This window comes from Buttiauxella sp. JUb87, from assembly GCF_004361975.1.
Lineage (GTDB): Bacteria > Pseudomonadota > Gammaproteobacteria > Enterobacterales > Enterobacteriaceae > Buttiauxella > Buttiauxella ferragutiae.
Genome location: NZ_SNVY01000001.1, coordinates 232,959 through 252,846 on the forward strand (window position 1 = coordinate 232,959; position 19,888 = coordinate 252,846).

At 51.2% G+C, this 19,888-nt stretch carries 18 protein-coding genes; 16 read left to right on the forward strand and 2 right to left on the reverse strand.

What is annotated here, in order from left to right; genetic code table 11:
• The first annotated feature begins 3 nt into the window (after positions 1-3).
• Positions 4-894 (forward strand): dihydrodipicolinate synthase family protein, encoded by an 891-nt coding sequence (locus EC843_RS01030; RefSeq protein WP_133521419.1) that lies wholly within the window; start codon positions 4-6, stop codon positions 892-894.
• A gap of 80 nt (positions 895-974) precedes the next feature.
• Here the strand turns inward: EC843_RS01030 and azoR are convergent, their stop codons facing one another.
• Positions 975-1,580, reverse strand: a complete 606-nt coding sequence (gene azoR / locus EC843_RS01035) for an FMN-dependent NADH-azoreductase (RefSeq protein WP_064546909.1) — start codon at positions 1,578-1,580, stop codon at positions 975-977.
• Positions 1,581-1,786: 206 nt separating this feature from the next.
• On the opposite strand from azoR, the gene hrpA reads away from it, so the two are divergent.
• From hrpA to EC843_RS01110, 15 genes are all read left to right on the forward strand, one after another.
• Positions 1,787-5,686 (forward strand): ATP-dependent RNA helicase HrpA, encoded by a 3,900-nt coding sequence (gene hrpA, locus EC843_RS01040; protein ID WP_133521420.1) that lies wholly within the window; start codon positions 1,787-1,789, stop codon positions 5,684-5,686.
• Positions 5,687-6,028: 342 nt separating this feature from the next.
• Positions 6,029-6,793, forward strand: coding sequence for an SDR family oxidoreductase (locus tag EC843_RS01045; RefSeq protein ID WP_133521421.1), 765 nt, complete (start codon positions 6,029-6,031; stop codon positions 6,791-6,793).
• 181 nt (positions 6,794-6,974) lie between these two features.
• Complete coding sequence (locus tag EC843_RS01050) at positions 6,975-8,099, forward strand: 1-propanol dehydrogenase PduQ (RefSeq protein ID WP_133521422.1); 1,125 nt, start codon at positions 6,975-6,977, stop codon at positions 8,097-8,099.
• 2 nt (positions 8,100-8,101) lie between these two features.
• On the forward strand, positions 8,102-8,758 hold the full coding sequence (locus EC843_RS01055; protein WP_133521423.1) for a phosphate propanoyltransferase: 657 nt from the start codon (positions 8,102-8,104) through the stop codon (positions 8,756-8,758).
• Entirely contained in the window at positions 8,703-9,476 is a 774-nt protein-coding gene (locus EC843_RS01060; RefSeq protein WP_243739108.1) for a hypothetical protein, read from the forward strand. The genes EC843_RS01055 and EC843_RS01060 overlap by 56 nt, the downstream gene beginning before the upstream one ends.
• Positions 9,477-9,484: 8 nt before the next feature.
• The gene (locus EC843_RS01065) at positions 9,485-9,754 is read left to right on the forward strand and encodes a EutN/CcmL family microcompartment protein (protein ID WP_133521424.1); all 270 of its coding nucleotides are present in this window, start codon (positions 9,485-9,487) and stop codon (positions 9,752-9,754) included.
• 12 nt (positions 9,755-9,766) lie between these two features.
• Positions 9,767-10,276 (forward strand): heme-binding protein, encoded by a 510-nt coding sequence (locus tag EC843_RS01070; protein ID WP_133521425.1) that lies wholly within the window; start codon positions 9,767-9,769, stop codon positions 10,274-10,276.
• A gap of 90 nt (positions 10,277-10,366) precedes the next feature.
• Positions 10,367-11,563 (forward strand): propionate kinase, encoded by a 1,197-nt coding sequence (tdcD, locus tag EC843_RS01075; protein ID WP_133522046.1) that lies wholly within the window; start codon positions 10,367-10,369, stop codon positions 11,561-11,563.
• A gap of 184 nt (positions 11,564-11,747) precedes the next feature.
• Positions 11,748-12,029 (forward strand): propanediol utilization system shell hexameric protein GrpH, encoded by a 282-nt coding sequence (grpH, locus tag EC843_RS01080; RefSeq protein ID WP_064546893.1) that lies wholly within the window; start codon positions 11,748-11,750, stop codon positions 12,027-12,029.
• A gap of 21 nt (positions 12,030-12,050) precedes the next feature.
• Positions 12,051-12,836 carry a propanediol utilization microcompartment protein PduB gene (gene pduB, locus EC843_RS01085; RefSeq protein ID WP_121813420.1) on the forward strand — a complete coding sequence of 262 codons (786 nt, stop codon included), beginning with the start codon at positions 12,051-12,053 and terminating at the stop codon, positions 12,834-12,836.
• A gap of 52 nt (positions 12,837-12,888) precedes the next feature.
• Positions 12,889-14,400: an aldehyde dehydrogenase family protein gene (locus EC843_RS01090; protein ID WP_133521426.1), complete on the forward strand. Its 1,512-nt coding sequence runs from the start codon at positions 12,889-12,891 to the stop codon at positions 14,398-14,400.
• An 11-nt stretch (positions 14,401-14,411) separates the two neighbouring features.
• Complete coding sequence (locus EC843_RS01095; RefSeq protein ID WP_121813422.1) at positions 14,412-14,711, forward strand: BMC domain-containing protein; 300 nt, start codon at positions 14,412-14,414, stop codon at positions 14,709-14,711.
• Positions 14,712-14,770: 59 nt separating this feature from the next.
• Positions 14,771-17,308, forward strand: a complete 2,538-nt coding sequence (gene grpM, locus EC843_RS01100; RefSeq protein WP_133521427.1) for a glycyl radical diol dehydratase GrpM — start codon at positions 14,771-14,773, stop codon at positions 17,306-17,308.
• Positions 17,309-17,570: 262 nt separating this feature from the next.
• Positions 17,571-18,494 (forward strand): glycyl-radical enzyme activating protein, encoded by a 924-nt coding sequence (locus EC843_RS01105; RefSeq protein ID WP_133521428.1) that lies wholly within the window; start codon positions 17,571-17,573, stop codon positions 18,492-18,494.
• Between the two features lie 37 nt (positions 18,495-18,531).
• Positions 18,532-19,341 carry an MIP/aquaporin family protein gene (locus EC843_RS01110; RefSeq protein WP_133521429.1) on the forward strand — a complete coding sequence of 270 codons (810 nt, stop codon included), beginning with the start codon at positions 18,532-18,534 and terminating at the stop codon, positions 19,339-19,341.
• Positions 19,342-19,463: 122 nt separating this feature from the next.
• On the opposite strand, the gene EC843_RS24935 is transcribed toward EC843_RS01110, so the two are convergent.
• Positions 19,464-19,868: a BMC domain-containing protein gene (locus EC843_RS24935; RefSeq protein ID WP_133521430.1), complete on the reverse strand. Its 405-nt coding sequence runs from the start codon at positions 19,866-19,868 to the stop codon at positions 19,464-19,466.
• Between the last annotated feature and the right edge of the window lie 20 nt (positions 19,869-19,888).

The following is a 19,888-nucleotide window of genomic DNA, read 5'->3' on the forward strand; positions in this document are numbered from 1 at the left end:
AAGATGTTTAAGGGGCTTTGTGCTTTCCCGCTTACGCCGCTGATAGCTGGCGAAATAGACGAAAGAACTTTCGTTTCATTGATATCGAACCTGGCTGAAGCCAGGGTGGATTCGATTGGCGCACTGGGTTCTACCGGAAGTTATGCCTATTTGACTCGCGCGCAGCGTTTACGGGGCACGCAACTTGCCGTTACTGCGGCAAATGGTATTCCGGTAATGACCAGTATTGGTGCTGTACGTGTAGAAGAAGTACTGAATCTTGCCGTTGACGCACAACAAGCGGGCGTGAGTGGTGTTCTTCTGGCTCCGTTATCTTATCAGCCACTTGGTGGCGATGAAGTTTACGAACTGTATAGCCGCGTAGTCCGCGAATTGTCGGTTCCACTGTGTGTGTATGACAATCCGGCGACGACCGGTTTTTCGTTTAGTGATGAACTACTTTCAGCTATTGCGATCCTGCCAGGGGTAAACTCGGTGAAACTCGGCAGTTTGCCGGCTGAACGTGAAGAAGCCCGCGTGCGAATCGCGGCACTGCGCCGCAAAATTCCTGCCCATGTGACGATTGGGATTAGCGGTGATGCTCAGTCTGCTCGTGGTTTGCTTGCGGGATGTGACGTCTGGTATTCCGTTCTGGCGGGTTTATTTCCACAGTATTCGCGCATACTTACCCGAGCCGCTCAAGCCGGGGATGAGGAAAAAGTGAATCAGCTTGATGGTGCACTTGAAGCGTTATGGGTATTTTATCGACGTTATGGAAGCCTGCGGGTTATTGCTACGGTTGCCGAACTACTGGGCAGAGTTCAAACGCCATGTCTACCTTTCCCGTTACGAACAATACAGGGTGGAGAACGGGAACTGTTGCAGCAGAAATTGAATCTGTTGAATTTGTATTAATAAAAACGGCAAACATTATGTTTGCCGTTTTTTACGTAGGGTGGGTAAGCGTTAGCGCCACCCACCATTTGCATCAAAAACTATGCAGTTACGATGCTATCAATTGCCGCTTTTGCGTCAGATTGCGCTTTGCTCGCCACTTCCGGACCGTAAGCAATCCCTTCAGCGAACACATAGTTCACATCGGTAATCCCGATGAAGCCGAGGAAGATGTTCAGATACGGTACCAGCAGATCGGTTGGGGTATCTTTATGAATACCGCCACGGCTGGTCAGGATCACAGCACGCTTACCGGTAACCAAGCCTTCTGGGCCTTTTTCGGTGTAACGGAAAGTCACGCCAGCACGCGCCACCAGGTCGAAATAGTTCTTCAACTGTGTTGGAATGTTGAAGTTGTACATTGGCGCGTTGATAACAATCACATCGTGAGCTTTCAGCTCAGCAATCAGTTCGTCAGACAGCGCCAGCGCTTCTTGCTGACGTGGAGACAGTGGGGCGTCGCTTGGACGCAGTGCGCCAACCAGCTCGCCATCCAGTACAGGGATTGGGTTTGCAGCCAAATCACGCACGGTGATCTCATCTGCGCTATGCTCTTCACGCCATTGTTCAACAAAATAGTCGGACAGTTGATTTGACTGAGAGTAACCTGCCAGGATACTGGACTTCAGGACTAATACTTTGCTCATGGGTGATTCCTTTATTGTGTTCATTCGGACAGATTGCCCGTTCGCTGAGGGTTACTTTATTCACAATCCGATTGCAGTGATAGCGCAATATATCGAACTCTATGTTCGATTTTATTGAACAAGGCGTCAAAAGGCGTGATGTGCTAATCTAGCGCCAATTAACGATAAAGACTTACCAGGCAGTGCGCTGCCCAGATGACTACGCAATGGAAAACATAAAACCCTCACTGTCCTCATTATTCTCTCGCCTCGACGGCTTAATGCTACGCGACAGACAACGCTTCTCCCGCCGTATACATGGCGCGAAGAAGGTGAAAAATCCTGAATCGCAGCAGGCGGTGTTAGAGGCTCTGGCCCAGGAAATCGAAGCGGCAGCCGGTAAGGTTCTGCTGCGCGCAGCCTCGCGACCGAAAATCACCTACCCAGAAAACCTGCCTGTCAGCCAAAAGAAACAGGACATTTACGATGCCATTCGTGACCATCAGGTGGTTATCGTGGCGGGTGAAACTGGCTCAGGTAAAACCACGCAGTTGCCAAAAATCTGCATGGAACTGGGGCGCGGGTTAACAGGGCTGATTGGTCACACGCAGCCGCGCCGTCTGGCGGCACGAACCGTTGCCAACCGTATTGCCGAAGAGCTGCAAACCGAGCCCGGTGGTTGTGTAGGCTATAAGGTGCGTTTCACCGATCACGTCAGTGAAAACACCATGGTCAAACTGATGACCGACGGCATCTTGCTGGCGGAAATTCAGCAAGACCGACTGCTGATGCAGTACGACACCATCATCATTGATGAAGCGCACGAACGCAGTCTGAACATTGATTTCCTGTTGGGTTATTTGCGTGAACTACTGCCGCGTCGCCCCGATCTGAAAATCATTATTACCTCGGCGACCATCGATCCTGAACGCTTCTCGCGCCATTTCAATAATGCGCCAATCATCGAAGTGTCTGGCCGCACCTATCCGGTTGAAGTGCGCTATCGCCCGATTGTTGAAGAAGCTGACGATACCGATCGCGACCAGCTACAAGCCATTTTTGACGCGGTGGACGAACTCGGTCATGAAAGTGCCGGCGATATACTGATCTTCATGAGTGGTGAGCGCGAAATTCGTGACACCGCTGATGCATTAAACAAGCTGAACTTACCGCATACCGAAGTGCTGCCGCTGTATGCACGCCTGTCGAACAGCGAACAAAACCGTGTGTTCCAGTCGCATGTCGGGCGGCGCATTGTGCTGGCGACCAACGTCGCTGAAACCTCGCTGACCGTGCCGGGAATCAAATACGTTATCGACCCCGGTACCGCGCGAACCAGCCGCTACAGCTACCGCACCAAAGTGCAGCGTTTGCCTATAGAGCCCGTTTCGCAGGCGTCAGCCAACCAGCGTAAAGGGCGTTGCGGGCGTGTATCCGATGGGATTTGTATTCGCCTCTATTCTGAGGATGACTTCCTGTCACGCCCGGAATTTACCGACCCGGAAATTCTGCGTACCAACCTGGCGTCCGTCATCTTGCAGATGACGGCACTCGGGCTGGGCGATATTGCCGCATTCCCGTTCGTTGAAGCACCGGACAAACGCAATATTCAGGATGGCGTGCGCCTGCTTGAAGAGCTGGGCGCGATTACCAGCGACGAAGAACATAGCGTCTATAAATTAACGCCTTCGGGCCGCCAGCTTGCTCAGCTCCCTGTTGACCCACGCCTGGCGCGTATGGTGCTTGAAGCGCAGAAATTTGGTTGCGTGCGTGAAGTGATGATCATAACCGCTGGTTTGTCGATTCAGGATCCGCGCGAGCGCCCGATGGACAAACAGCAGGCGTCCGATGAAAAACATCGTCGCTTCCATGACAAAGAGTCTGACTTCCTCGCGTATGTCAATTTGTGGAACTACCTTGGCGAGCAGCAAAAAGAGCTATCGTCGAACCAGTTCCGCCGCCAGTGCAAACTTGACTACCTCAACTATTTGCGTGTGCGTGAATGGCAAGACATCTACACCCAATTACGTCAGGTTGTGAAAGAACTCGGTTTGCCGATTAACAGCGAACCGGCTGATTTCCGTTCGGTTCACTGCGCCTTACTGACCGGCTTGCTTTCCCATATCGGCCAGAAAGATGCTGATAAACAGGAATACACCGGCGCGCGCAACGCCCGTTTCTCTATCTTCCCAGGCTCCGGTTTATTTAAGAAACCACCAAAATGGACGATGGTCGCCGAACTGGTGGAAACCAGCCGCCTGTGGGGGCGCATTGCCGCCCGTATCGACCCGGAATGGGTGGAGCCGCTGGCGCAGCATCTGCTCAAACGCTCTTACAGCGAACCACACTGGGAGAAATCCCAGGGCGCGGTAATGGCGACAGAAAAAGTCACGCTGTACGGCTTGCCGATTGTTGCTGCGCGCGGCGTCAATTACAGCCAGATTGACCCAGCGTTATGCCGCGAGTTGTTTATTCGCCATGCGCTGGTGGAGGGCGACTGGCAAACTCGCCATGCCTTCTTCCGCGACAACCTCAAATTGCGCAATGAAATTGAAGAGCTGGAACATAAATCCCGCCGCCGCGACATTCTGGTAGACGACGACACACTGTTCGAGTTTTACGACCAACGGATTGCCCATGATGTGATCTCTGCGCGTCACTTTGATAACTGGTGGAAACAGGTCAGCAAAGAGACGCCGGATTTGCTCAATTTCGAAAAGAGCATGTTGATCAAAGAGGGCGCGGAACAAGTCAGCAAGCTCGACTATCCGAACTTCTGGCATCAGGGCAATCTCAAGCTACGCCTGACTTACCAGTTTGAACCAGGTGCTGACGCCGATGGCGTGACGGTGCATATCCCGCTGCCGTTGTTAAACCAGGTGGAAGAGGCCGGGTTTGAATGGCAAATTCCTGGTGTGCGCCGTGAACTGGTGATTGCGCTGATAAAGTCACTGCCAAAACCGGTGCGTCGCAACTTTGTGCCTGCGCCTAACTATGCCGAAGCATTTTTAGGCCGTGCCACGCCGCTGGAATTACCGCTGCTGGAAAGTTTAGAGCGCGAATTCCGCCGCATGTCGGGCATCACCATCGACCGCGAAGACTGGCATTGGGATCAGGTGCCCGATCACCTGAAGATGACTTTCCGTATCGTCGATGAAAACAACAAGAAACTCAAAGAGGGTAAAGACCTCACCGAGTTGAAGGGCGGGTTGAAGGATAAAGTCCAGCAAACGCTCTCTGCGGTTGCCGATGACGGCATCGAGCAGAGCGGGTTGCATATCTGGAGCTTCGGTTCATTGCCGGAAAGCTACGAGCAAAAACGCGGTAACTACCGCATGAAGGCGTTCCCGGCGCTGGTGGATGAAAAAGACAGTGTGGCGATCAAACTGTTTGATAACCCGCTCGAACAGCAGCAGGCGATGTGGCGGGGCTTGCGCCGTTTGCTGCTGCTGAACATTCCATCGCCGATTAAATACCTGCATGAAAAATTGCCGAACAAAGCCAAGCTCGGGCTGTACTTTAACCCGTACGGCAAAGTGATGGATTTGATTGACGACTGCATCTCTTGTGGCGTGGATAAGTTGATTGCGCAGGCTGGCGGGCCAGTGTGGAGCGAAGAGGGTTTTGCCACGCTGCATGAGAAAGTGCGTGCAGAACTCAACGAAACCGTGGTGGAAATTGCCAAACAGGTCGAACAAATTCTCACGGCTGTTTTCAACATCAACAAACGCCTGAAAGGGCGCGTGGACATGACCATGGCGCTCGGTTTGTCAGATGTGAAAGCGCAAATGAACGGCCTGGTGTATCGCGGTTTTGTCACCGGAAATGGTTACATGCGCCTTGGCGACACGCTGCGTTATCTGAATGCCATCGAGAAACGCCTCGAGAAAATGGCGGTTGACCCACATCGCGACCGGGTGCAAATGCTGAAAGTTGAGCATGTGCAGCAAACCTGGCAGCAGTGGCTAAACAAACTGCCACCGGCTCGTCGGGTTGACGATGACGTGCTGGAAATCCGCTGGATGATTGAAGAGCTGCGCGTCAGCTTCTTTGCGCAGCAATTAGGTACGCCATATCCGATTTCCGATAAGCGTATTTTGCAGGCGATGGAAGCGATTACTGTTTAAAACAACCCTCATCCTAACCTTCTCCCTGAGGGAGAAGGGACAGTCTGATGTTCTCGCTGTTCTGAGGGCTGTCTCTTAGTCACATCTGCGTGAGTCGGGAGACAGTTCCGTTCACCGTTTGCGGGGATTAAAGAGATAACTGAACGCACGGGTGAACGGAAAATAAGCGAGGCTTACAGATCTCACCCTGACAAAATTGCCAGAGTGAGTTGTGTATAAGAGACAGCTCCTGGGGGAGAGGGCCGGGGTGAGGGCATCCCTATAGCCAATAATGCAATAATCCCCTTCCGGAACCATACTCCATGGGCGGTCAAATTCTGACCGCTCCACTGGGGTACTTTCATGAAACGATTAGCCGATAAAGTTGCCATTGTTACCGGAGCCAGTTCTGGCATCGGATATGTCACCGCCAAACTGTTCGCCGCTGAAGGCGCAAAAGTGGTCGTCGGTGCCAGGCGTGAAGCCGAACTTGCTCAACTGGTTGATGAGATTAAAGCTGCTGGGGGCGAGGCTGTCGCGGTATCGGGTGATGTACGTGAAGAAGCTTACGCCAAAGCGTTGGTAGCGAAAGCGGTGGAAACATGGGGGCGGCTTGATATCGCCTTCAACAATGCGGGGACGTTAGGTGAAAATGGCCCGAGTACTGAAGTCTCAGCGGAAGGGTTTGCCAATGCGGTTGCCATCAATCTGACCGGATCTTTCCTCGGAGCTAAACATCAAATTGCCGAAATGCTTAAACACGGCGGTGGCTCGGTGATCTTTACGTCTACGTTCGTCGGCTATTCCTTCGCATTCCCACAAGTCGCCTCGTACGCCGCCAGCAAAGCCGGGTTAATTGGTTTGACTCAGGCATTAGCCTCAGAATTTGGCCCGCAGAATATTCGCGTCAATTCTGTTTTACCGGGCGCGGTGGACACCGATATGTATCGCGATATGAATGATACGGCGGAATCGCAGGCATTTATTACCGGGTTACATGCACTCAAACGGGTAGGGAAACCTGAAGAAATAGCGCGAGCGGTATTATGGCTGGCGTCTGATGAATCGTCGTTTGTCACGGGCACCGCGTCTTTAGTAGACGGAGGGGCATCAATTAACGGCGTTTAAGTTTAGTGATACCCCCGAACCACAACATTGTGTCTGTCGTTCGGGGGTATTTTTTTGCTGCCTATAAAAACAACCGGGCAAAATAATCCTTATCCTGCACAAGCATTGGTAGCCTGTTTTAAATTCCCTCATGCTAGCTTAAAACCCTCTTTTTCGGTTGGTGTTTATAGGTATTTAAGCGATGGCGAATTATTTTTTCTCCTGCCCAAAAATTTATTTTGGTGAAGAGGCGATAAGCTCATTAAGTGCGTTAAATAATAAACGCGTCGCCATCGTTACCGATGAGTTTATGGTGTCATCCGGTAAGACTCGTTATCTGATTGATGTGATGCCACATGCGGCAATATCCATATTCAGTGAAGTAAAACCTGATCCTAATATCGACATTTTAAAAGCAGGTGCGGAAAAATTTAAAGCATTCAAACCGGATGCCATTATTGCATTGGGCGGCGGTTCGGCACTGGATGCGGCGAAAGGCATTAAAGTCACACTTGAAGAACACTATCGCTCACAGGCAATCGAGCTGATTGCGATTCCCACCACCAGTGGTTCGGGTTCTGAAGTCACCTCTTACGCGATTATTTCTGACCCGAAAAATGGCCGTAAATATCCCTTAGTGGCGCAAGAATTGGTTCCCGACATGGCCATTCTTGACCCTAATCTGGTGCTAAGCGTACCGCGACATATTACCGTTGACACAGGAATGGATGTGCTGACGCATGCGATTGAAGCACTCGTCTCAACGGGTACTAACGATTTCAGTGACGCACTGGCGGAAAAGGCGATTGCGCTGGTCTGGCAATATTTACCGCAAGTTTGTAACGATGAGAGCAACCTACAGTTCCGATCGCATATCCATAACGCTTCTTGCATGGCTGGCATGGCATTTAATTCTTCCGGTCTGGGCCTGGTTCACGGTATGGCGCACGCCATTGGCGGCATGCTGCATATTCCCCACGGCAAAATTAACGCCATGTTGTTACCCCTGATTATTGAATTTAATGCCGCTGCTGCGGCACCGCTTACGCTCGAACGCTATATCAAATGTGCTCGAATTATGGGCGTCGAGCATGAAAACTCACAGATTGCTATTTCCCATCTGGTCAAAAAAATCCGCCTTATTAATCGCCAGTTCGGTATTCCGGCCACATTAAAAGAATTGGGGACCGATAAGCCGTTATTTGAATCGTTACGCCAGCCATTAATTGCTGCGGCACTGGCCGATGGTTGCACCATAACCAATCCACGCCAGCCCAATGTTCAGGATATTGACCGCTTACTTTCACTTATTTATCAGGCCGCTTAGCTATGAATGATATCCAGCAACAAGCCGAATGGATTACCCGGCAAATTATGCAGGAATTAGCTGCCGGTAAAAATCATGCGCCGTTGATGATTCCGGTCGGGGTTTCTAACCGCCATATTCACCTGTGCCGCGAAGATATGGACGTGCTTTTCGGTTACGGTTCCACCTTGACGCGCATGAAAGCGGTTAAGCAACCGGGGCAATTTGCCGCTGAAGAGACAGTGACATTGCGCACTCTAAAAGGCGATATCCCGAACGTCAGAGTTTTGGGGCCGTTACGCAACTCAACGCAAATAGAGATCTCGGTAGCAGACAGTTTCGTGCTGGGCGTGAAAGCGCCGGTGCGAATGTCCGGCGATCTCCATGATTCGCCAGGCATCGAAATCATCGGCCCGAAAGGGCACGTCGCGAAACCGCACGGCACGATTGTCGCCTGGCGTCATATTCATATTTCCCCGCAGGAAGCGCAACGGCATGGCCTGCGCGATGGCATGGAAATCGATATTCAGGCCGACGGTTTGCGAGCCGGTGTTTTGGGGCATGTGGTAGTGCGCGTCAGTGCTGATGCGGTGTTGGAACTGCATATCGATGTGGAAGAAGCCAATGGTTTTGGGCTACGCAACGGTGACCTGGTTTATCGAATCAACCCAACCGTTTGATGTGAGGGGCGCTATGGAACACCTGGCTTTATCCCAACGGTTGGACACTCTGATTGCTGCGTTGCTGGAACAAAAACGCCGCGAGTTAAACGCCGGACGCAAAAAAGTTCGCGTGGTGGTAACGGGCGACAATTTCAGTAGCTTGCCTGCGGCATTGCTCAGCCTTGCGGCGCTGGATCGCGCGGGATATCAATTACTGGTGACGTTCTCTCATAGCGCTAGCGTGTCCGGGCTGAAAACCGCTTTCATCAACGAGGTCGACTCGACTTGTGTTGGGGCATTGTATGGCGAACAAGAACCCGCCGCTGGTGACGATGATTACAGCAGCCTGTTTTTACCGGCACTTTCTACCAATAGCCTGAGCAAAATTGCGCTGGGAATCAGAGACAACATCGCCAGTTCATGGGTGTTTCATGCACTCAATCGGCGCATAAAAGTGATCGCCACCTTAAATCAGGAATGCCTGAATCACGAGGCCACGGGGCTTCCGCTTTCGCTGCTTTCACGCCTGGCAGAGTACGTCACCACGCTTGAGCAATATGGCATTGTCATTGCGGGCAAAAAAATACCGACGGCAGGCCAAACGCTACTCACGTTGAGCGACATCCGCACATTTTCAGGGGATGCAGGTTTGCGTGTTGCACGCCACACCCTGATTACACCTGCCGCGCGGGATGAAATTCGCCGTCAGAACATCACGATTATTCAGGAGCCATAGGAGGAAATATGTACCTGGCAAAAGTCACGCGTGCGTTGGTTTCTACCACCAAACATGCCTCATTAAACGGCTGCAAATTGTTGGTCGTTGCACGGCTCGATGAACACTACCAACCGACCGGCAGCGCCCAGGTAGCGGTGGATTGCGTGGGGGCGGGGAACGGTGAAATCGTCATTATTACTACCGGCAGCTCAGCGCGTATGAGCAACAGCAAAGAACATTCGGTGATTGATGCGGCGGTGGTTGGCATCGTCGATGCGCTGGAATCTAACGTTTAACGAGGGGCGGATATGTCACAGCCATCAGCCATAGCGTCATCAACCATGGATGGTTGGATAGCCTCAGCGATTACGCGCCAGTTACCTGAACGGCGGCTTTCGCTAAGTCTGGAAGATGCCGCAGCACTTGGGCGTTATGCCTGTCTTGAAGCGCAAGTTTTCGACCTGCCAATCGTCTTCAGCCTGGTAGATGTCAGCGGTCAGCAACGCTACTTTTTCAGCCAGGATAACGCGCTGTTGGTAAGCCAGCGCCTCGCTTTCCAGAAAGCCTGGACGGCCATCGCACTCAAAATGGCGACTCACGAATTAGCGCCTCTGGTGCAGCCCGGCGCCAGCCTGTATGGCCTCCAGCACGAAAAAGACATCTGCTGTTTTGGTGGCGGTGTGCCGTGCTGGGCAAATGGCGCGTTAGTGGGTGCTATCGGCATTAGCGGCGGCAGTGTTGAACAAGATATGGCTATTGCCAGCAACACGTTGCGCCGTTTTAGCCGCGAACATTTCGTATTAACGAGCAGCAAATAAAACATGTTATCGGATGACGCTTCGCTTATCCGACCTACGGTAGGGGGGATAAGCGAAGCGTCATCCACCATTTTCTTTGGGATTACCACTATGTCCAACGCTTCACTGGTTTTAGTTATTAATTGCGGGTCGTCCTCGCTGAAATTTTCGCTGATCCCTTTTAACGATGGTGCTCCCGTGCTTTCCGGGCTTGCTGAAAAGCTCGGGCTTGAAGAAGCCTGCATCACGTTTAAAGACCAGAAGGGCAATAAATCAAGCCACGCACTGCCGGAGGCCAGCCATCCCGGTGCGTTGCAAGCCTTGTTTGCTGAACTGAATCAGCGCCAATTGCTGCCTGCGGTGAAGGCGATAGGGCATCGGGTCGCCCACGGCGGCAACGAATTTAAGCAGTCCGTCGCGATCAATAGCGAAGTCATTGAAAAGATCCGCACACTATCCGCGTTAGCGCCGTTACATAATCCGGCCAATCTGATTGGCATTGAAGCGACGATGGCCTTGCTGCCAGCGGTGACACAAGTTGCAGTATTCGATACCGCTTTTCACCAGACGTTAGCGCCGGAAGCCTACACCTACGCCATTCCGCTGGAATATCAGGAGCGTTATCAAGTGCGGCGCTACGGTTTCCATGGCACATCACATCGTTACATTGCCGCCGAAGCTATCAATGCATTTGGTCTTGATCCTGCCAATCACGGCATTCTGATTGCTCATTTGGGTAACGGTTCGTCAGTTTGCGCAGTGAAAAATGGCAAAAGCGTGGACACCTCAATGGGGATGACGCCGCTGGAAGGGTTGGTGATGGGCACGCGTTGTGGCGATCTGGATTTTGGCGCCGCGGTGTATATCGCCTCCTGTACCGGGCAATCCATTGAATCGCTATACAAAATGGTGAATAACGAGTCCGGGCTGTATGGGGTGTCCGGGCTTTCCAGTGACTGCCGTACTTTGCAGGAGGCACGCCGCCAGGGCAATAAGCGTGCGGCATTAGCGATTGATGTGATGGTGCACCGCCTGGCTCGTCATTTAGGCGCGCATCTCACTTCGCTTCACCGTTTTGATGCATTAATTTTCACTGGTGGCATTGGGGAAAACTCGGCGTTAGTCAGGGAATTGACGGTTAAACGACTCGGCGTGCTCGGTTTACAGCTCGATGAAAAGAAAAACCAACAAATGTGTGGTGGCTTGAGTGGGGTTATTTCAACAGCCAATAGCGCGTGGGTGGCGGTATTACCCACGAATGAAGAAAAAATGATCGCGATGGATGCAGTCGCTATTTCTTCATTGTGATAACAAAACAGGATTTTATTGTCTGGAAGCGTTCCTGAAAACAAAATAATCAAGCTAACGGGCAAAACATTTTGTCCTGACATCTCTAGTATCGTAATACGAAAATATATTACGCGTAGAAGAAAAACCTTATTGGTTATTCCTCTGCGTATATTCAATTACCAATGAAATACATGAGGTCATTATGCAACAAGAAGCGCTGGGTATGGTTGAAACAAAAGGTTTGGTTTCTGCAATTGAAGCGGCAGACACCATGGTTAAATCGGCGAACGTCACTTTAGTCGGTTACGAAAAAATTGGTTCTGGCTTGGTGACCGTGATTGTGCGTGGTGACGTGGGTGCAGTGAAAGCCGCGACTGACGCGGGTTCTGCTGCAGCCATTAAAGTGGGTGAGCTGGTTTCTGTCCACGTTATTCCTCGTCCCCATATGGAAGTAGAAAAAATTCTGCCTAAAGCCGTCGGTTAATAACGCCAGAGGATACTGACCATGAGAGATAATCTTGTTGAGCAGATTATATCTGAAGTAATGAATAAACAGACTGATGTCAGTGCAACGGGTAAAAATACCGCCAGTATTGCCGCATGTGGTTTAACAGAATTTGTTGGCACTGCAATGGGGCACACAATTGGTTTGGTGATTGCCAATGTCGATAATCAATTACATGAAGTGATGAAAATCGACAAGAAATATCGCTCCATCGGTATTCTTGGCGCGCGTACTGGGGCAGGGCCACATATATTTGCGGCTGATGAAGCCATTAAAGCGACCAACAGCGAAATATTATCCATTGAGCTGGCTCGCGATACAGAAGGCGGTGGTGGACACGGTTGCCTGATTATTTTCGGTGCAACCGATGTTTCTGACGTGCGCCGTGCCATTGAAGTGGCGCTGGCAGAAATCGACCGCACCATGGGCGATGTTTACGGTTCTCCCGCAGGCCATCTGGAATTTCAATACACCGCACGCGCCAGCCACGCGTTGAACAAAGCATTTGGTGCACCGGTGGGCAAATCCTTCGGCATGACCTGTGCTTGCCCGGCGGCAATCGGCGTATTGATAGCTGACGCCGCAGCAAAATCAGCCATTATCGAGCCGATTGGTTACGCCAGCCCGGCAAACGGCACCAGCTTTAGCAACGAAGTGATCTTCACCTTTGCCGGTGATTCCGGAGCGGTTCGTCAGGCAGTGATTGCGGCACGAGAAGTCGGGTTGCAACTGCTCGCCACCCTGGACCCCGCACCGATTCAGTCTGCTACCAAACCTTATATCTAGGCCGCGGGCGCAAAATGCTTGTGAAGCGATGTGCAGCAAGGAAATTAACAGCATGAATGATAATGACATTGCTCAGGCGGTTTCGAACGTGCTGAGTAAGTACACCAAAACCACGCCGGATGTCGCTCCACAGGCCAAACCTACTGCTACGACCGGGCAGGAAAGCGACCCACTGGATGCGATTATCGCTAAAGCGTTGGCACAGCAACCTGCAATTTCTGTGGTTCGCGAGCCAATGACCGCGGGCAGCGGCACTTTCGCCACAATGGATGAAGCCATTGCGGCGGCAGTGGTTGCCCAGGTTCAGTATCGCCACTGCTCGATGCACGACCGCGCCAACTTTATTCAGGGTATCCGCGAGGTTTTCCTGCAAGATGATATCTTGCGTGCCATCTCGCGTATGGCGGTGGAAGAGACGGGGATGGGGAACATAGAAGATAAGTTCACCAAAAACCGCCTTGCGGCGCTGAAAACGCCAGGGCTGGAAGACCTCACCACGGGGGCGTTAAGCGGTGATAACGGCCTGACTCTGACCGAATACTCAGCGTATGGCGTGATTGGTTCGATTACGCCCACCACCAACCCAACCGAAACCATCATCAATAACAGCATCGGCATGCTGGCCGCAGGGAATACCGTGGTATTCAGTCCACATCCGCGTTCACGCAACGTTTCATTGTATGTGGTTGAATTAATTAACCACAAGCTGGCAGACCTGGGCGCACCCGCCAATATGGTCGTCACCGTAACGCAACCTTCTATTGATAACACCAACGCGTTAATCAACGACTCGCGTATCAATATGCTGGTGGCGACAGGCGGCCCGGCGATTGTGGAAACCGTGATGTCATCGGGGAAAAAAGCCATCGGTGCTGGCGCAGGTAACCCGCCCGTGGTGGTAGATGAAACGGCAGATCTTGAAAAAGCGGCCCGTGACATCGTTAAAGGTTGCAGTTTCGATAACAACTTGCCGTGCATTGCGGAAAAAGAAGTGATTGTGGTGAACCAGGTGGCGGATTACTTGATTCATTGCATGAAAAAAAGCGGAGCGTATTTGCTGTGTGACCCGAAACTGATTCAGCAACTGCAAACCCTGGTGTTAAACGAAAAAGGTACGGGCCCGAATACTGCTTTTGTCGGCAAAGATGCACGCTACATTCTGCAACAACTGGGTGTGAATGCGCCGAGTGACACAAAAGTTATCTTAATTGAAACTGAGAAACATCATCCATTTGTGGTGCATGAACTGATGATGCCGGTGCTGCCGGTGGTGCGGGTCGACAACGTCGATGAAGCGATTGAATTAGCAGTAGAAGTCGAACATGGCAACCGCCACACCGCCATCATGCACTCTACCAATGTCGACAAACTCACCAAAATGGCACGTCAGATCCAAACCACTATTTTTGTCAAAAATGGGCCGTCATATGCGGGCCTGGGCGTCGGTGGAGAAGGGTACACCACCTTTACCATTGCCGGGCCGACCGGTGAAGGTTTGACGTCGGCGCGGGCTTTCGCCAGAAATCGCCGTTGTGTGATGGTTGAAGCGCTGAACGTGCGCTGAGGTGCCAGAAGATGAAAAAACGCATCATTAATGCACCCACACCTGAAACCCTGGCGATGCTGAAACGGCGGATGCCCAGTGAGTTCCGCTCACGTCTGGACTCGATTCGCATTGATGCGATTGGCCTGGCGATGTTGCCAATACCCGATCTCTATTTCTTTGCCGATGTCGCCAGTAAAAGTGCGCATGTTGTGGTTTCGGAAATTCATGGCAGTTGCCCACAACACGTTACCACCCTTGCCATATTTGGCGAAGTGTCAGCAGTCAATGAAGCCATGCGATTAATCGCAGACGACGTTAATAACTTTTAATCCTATAAAGCGTACCCTGCGCTGCCGCAAGGTCACATAATTAATTTCGGGAGTAATTTATGTTAGAGAAAGGCTTTTCTAATCCAACTGACCGCGTTGTCAGACTCAAAAATATGATCCTACAGGCTAAGCCTTATGTGGAATCTGAGCGTGCAGTGCTGGCAACCGAAGCTTATAAAGAAAGTGAGCAACTGCCTGCTATTATGCGTCGGGCAAAAGTGGTTGAGAAAATATTTAATGAATTACCGGTAACGATACGTCCGGACGAATTAATTGTTGGCGCAGTGACTATTAACCCGCGCTCTACAGAGATCTGCCCGGAATTTTCTTACGACTGGGTAGAAAAAGAATTCGACACCATGGAACATCGTGTTGCCGATCCTTTCATTATTCCGAAAAAAACCGCCCAAGACCTGCATGAAGCTTTTAAATATTGGCCGGGTAAAACCACCAGCTCGCTGGCGGCATCGTATATGTCAGAAAGTACCAAAGAAAGTATGGCGGGCGGCGTGTTCACCGTAGGGAACTACTTCTACGGCGGCGTAGGTCACGTCAGCGTCGATTACGGCAAAGTGCTGAAAATCGGTTTTCGTGGCATCATCAATGAAGTGACGCGTGCGCTGGAAGCGCTCGACCGCAGCGAACCGTGGTACATCAAGAAAGAACAGTTCTATCGCGCGGTAATCATCAGCTATAACGCCGCGATTAACTTTGCTCATCGTTATGCGCAAGAAGCGACTCACCTTGCTCAACAGGAAAGCAACCCGACACGTAAACACGAACTTGAGCAAATTGCCCAGAACTGTACGCGGGTACCTGAATTCGGCGCGACCACCTTCTGGGAAGCGTGCCAGACTTTCTGGTTCATCCAGAGCATGTTGCAGATTGAATCCAGCGGCCACTCTATTTCCCCAGGGCGTTTCGACCAGTACATGTACCCGTATCTGGTGGCAGACCAAGCTATCTCCAAAGAGTTTGCTCAGGAACTGGTGGACTGCTGCTGGATCAAACTTAACGACATCAACAAAACGCGTGATGAAGTCTCCGCGCAGGCCTTTGCCGGTTATGCGGTGTTCCAGAATTTATGCGTCGGCGGCCAGACCGAAGAAGGGCTGGATGCCACCAACGACCTGAGCTACATGTGTATGGAAGCGACTGCCCACGTTCGCTTGCCGCAACCGTCGTTCTCGATTCGCGTCTGGCAAGGTTCGCCTGATACCTTCCTGTATCGTGCTTGTGAACTGGTGCGTTTGGGGCTGGGTGTACCAGCAATGTACAACGATGAAGTGATCATTCCGGCGCTACAAAACCGTGGCGTATCGCTACGTGATGCGCGTGATTACTGCATTATCGGCTGCGTGGAACCACAAGCGCCACATCGCACAGAAGGCTGGCACGATGCGGCGTTCTTTAACGTGGCAAAAGTGCTGGAAATCACCCTTAACAACGGGCGTGCCGGTAGCAAACAACTCGGCCCTGTGACCGGGGAAATGACCCAGTACACTAACATTGACGATTTCTATACCGCGTTCAGCAAACAGATGGCGCACTTTGTTCATCAACTGGTTGAAGCGTGTAACAGCGTCGATATTGCGCATGGCGAACGTTGCCCGTTGCCGTTCTTGTCGGCATTGGTGGATGACTGTATCGGGCGCGGTAAATCTTTGCAGGAAGGTGGGGCAATCTATAACTTCACCGGCCCGCAGGCATTTGGTATCGCTGATACCGGCGACTCGGTTTATGCCATCCAGAAGCAGGTATTTGAAGATCGCAAACTGACGCTCAGTGAACTGAAAGGGGCGCTGGACGCCAACTTTGGCCATCAGGTGGGAAGCGTGGCGGCGAAATCCACTTTGGGTGAGCAAGACGTCTACGAAGTGGTAAAACGCATTATTGATAGCCACGGCTCGCTTGATGCGGCGGCGATTAAAAATGAAGTTTACCGCCAGCTTGCCAGCGTATCTGCGGCTCCAGCAGCCAGCGGCAACAACTCTCGTTTTGAAGAAATTCGCCATATTCTGGAAAACACACCGTGCTTTGGTAACGACATTGACGATGTTGATTTCGTGGCGCGTCGCTGTGCGCTGATTTACTGCCAGGAAGTGGAGAAATACACCAATCCGCGCGGCGGCCAGTTCCAGGCAGGCATCTATCCGGTTTCGGCTAACGTGCTGTTTGGTAAGGATGTGAGTGCGCTGCCGGATGGCCGCCTGGCGAAAGAACCGTTGGCCGATGGCGTTTCTCCGCGCCAGGGTAAAGATACCTTTGGCCCGACAGCAGCGGCAAATTCGGTGGCAAAACTCGACCACTTTATTGCTTCTAACGGAACGCTCTACAACCAGAAATTCCTGCCATCCTCACTGGCGGGGGAAAACGGTTTGCGCCACTTTAGTGGCCTGGTGAGAAACTACTTCGACAAAAAAGGGATGCACGTTCAATTTAACGTTATTGACCGTAACACCCTGGTGGAAGCGCAAAAAAATCCTCAGCAGCATCAGGATTTGGTGGTGCGCGTCGCCGGATACAGTGCGCAGTTTGTGGTGCTGGCGAAGGAAGTTCAGGACGATATTATAAGCCGTACCGAGCAACAGCTTTAATTAATATTTATACCCGTCATCCTTCAAGCTGCAGGGGTGTTGGCTGCACTCACTAACCCCAGTCACTTACTCAAGTAAGCTCCTGGGGATTATGAGCCTAGTCCATGAGGCTCACCCTTCGGGCCAGCGCAAGCGCTGTTCAAATCTGTTCCAGACAGATTTGTAGCTCCCTTGCCGCCTACCTGCAACTCGATTGCTAACGGGTATCGAACCTGTGGGTCACATGACCCTTTTATTAATTGCTGCTTAGGGTGTGAGCAATATGCTAAATAATAAAGTCGATGACCAAATGGAAGGCGTGTTATTTAATATTCAGCGCTATTCTTTGCATGATGGCCCCGGCATTCGCACCATTCCTTTTTTAAAAGGATGCCCATTATCATGTAAATGGTGTAGTAATCCAGAATCACAACGGCCACAACCGGAATTAATCTTTAAAAAGAATGACTGTATTCGTTGTGGCAAATGTGTGGATATTTGCCCGCAGCGAGCGTTATCAGTCACCAATCCTTATTTCATTGACCGTTCAGCTTGTATTCAGTGCGGGAAATGCTGCGAAGTTTGCCCAACTCAGGCTCTGGAAATGAAAGGTAAACGCATGACGGTGGCTGACGTAATGCGTGAATTACAAAAAGAGGAAAATCTCTACCGGCGTTCAGGTGGCGGTATTACGCTATCTGGCGGCGAACCGCTGGCACAACCGGAGTTCGCTCGTGAATTACTGAAAGCGTGCAAGGCAAAGGGTTGGCACACCGCCATTGAAACAACTGGTTTTACTCAACCTGAAGTGATTGATGAAGTATTCCCGTATGTTGACCTCGCACTGGCTGATATCAAGGCGATTAATCCCACAGTGCATCTCAGTAACACCGGTGTGGATAACCGCCGCATTCTTGAAAACCTGATCAGAATGTCGTTTATCACTAAGGTCATTGTGCGTATTCCGGTAATTCAGGGTGTTAACGACAATGTTGAAGAAATCCGCAGTATCGGTGAGTTCGCCCGCTTAATGTCGAATGTCGACACCATTCATTTATTGCCTTATCACTCTTACGGCGAAAATAAATATCAGCTTTTAGGCCGTATTTATCCGCTGGGTGATGTTCAAAAAATAAGTGAAGAAAAAATGACGCTATTAAAGAATGAAATAGAGTCATTAGGGTTTCAATGTCATATCGGCGGTTAGTCGATATATGAATAATCAATCACAAACAGGGTAACCTATGAACGATTCACTCAGAGCCCAATGCACCGCGGAATTTCTCGGCACCGGATTGTTTATGTTTTTTGGTATCAGTTGCCTGGCGGCAGTAAAAGTCGCTGGCGCGAGTTTTGGTTTGTGGGAAATATGTATTGTCTGGGGGTTGGCCATCTCGCTGGCGGTCTATTTAACTGCTGGGATCTCCGGTGCGCATCTTAACCCGGCGATTACCATTGCATTATGGTTATTCGCCTGCTTCCCGGCGCGCAAAGTACTCCCATACAGCATTGCCCAAATTGCCGGTGCTTTTGGCGGTGCAATGCTGGCTTATCTGATGTATCACAACCTTTTCACGGACTATGAGACCGCGCACAACATGGTTCGGGGTAGCGTAGATAGCCTGCAATTAGCCAGTATTTTCAGTACCTTCCCGTCGCCAGCTATTAGCGTCTGGCAAGCTGCGTTTGTAGAAATCGTCATCACTTCTATGCTGATGGGTTTGATTATGGCGCTGACTGATGATGGTAACGGTGTGCCTCGCGGCCCATTAGGCCCATTGTTAATTGGTATTCTGGTGGCGGTTATCGGGGCGGCGACCGCACCATTGACCGGGTTTGCGATGAACCCTGCTCGTGATTTTGGTCCTAAATTATTTACGTTCTTCGCCGGTTGGGGAGAGGTATCAATGACCGGTGGCCGTGATATTCCTTATTTCATTGTGCCGATAGTCGCGCCCATTATTGGAGCCTGTCTTGGGGCGGCAATCTATCGCTTCGGTATCGCGAGGAATTTGCCGTGTAATACGTGCAAGGTGGAGGATAGCCAATTGTAGTTTACGAGATGCAGCGTCGGATGGCGCTGCGCTTATCCGACCTACGCGGTTTCATAAGTCTTTGTTTTCATAGGGTGGATAAGCGCGAGCGCGCCATCCACCATTACCAGGCGACTCACGGCTTAGCGCTTTTTATGTTTCCCTGAACCCGGCTTTTTCTTGCTTTCGTCTTCTAACATCACTATCGGTATTTCAAGACTGACCACCGGCGGTGCTTGTTGCGTTTTTACCGGCGCAAACCCCACGGTATCGGCGGAGTGAATAAAGTTATCAATACCCTCGGCGGTGCGCGCGATAACCCGATGAGCGTAAACCGTGCTCACTTTGTTCGCCGCCGCTACACCTGCGGCAACCGCCGCATTAATCGAGCCTACATCGCCTTCAAATTTGACGGTGACCATGCCGCCACCTTTAGTCAGTTCATAACCTACCAACTGGACATTGGCGGATTTCATCGCGGCATCAGCGGCTTCGATTGCCGCCGCCAGCCCAATGGTTTCAATCAAACCTAAACTTTGTCCGGACATAACTTTCTCCTGTGAAAAAC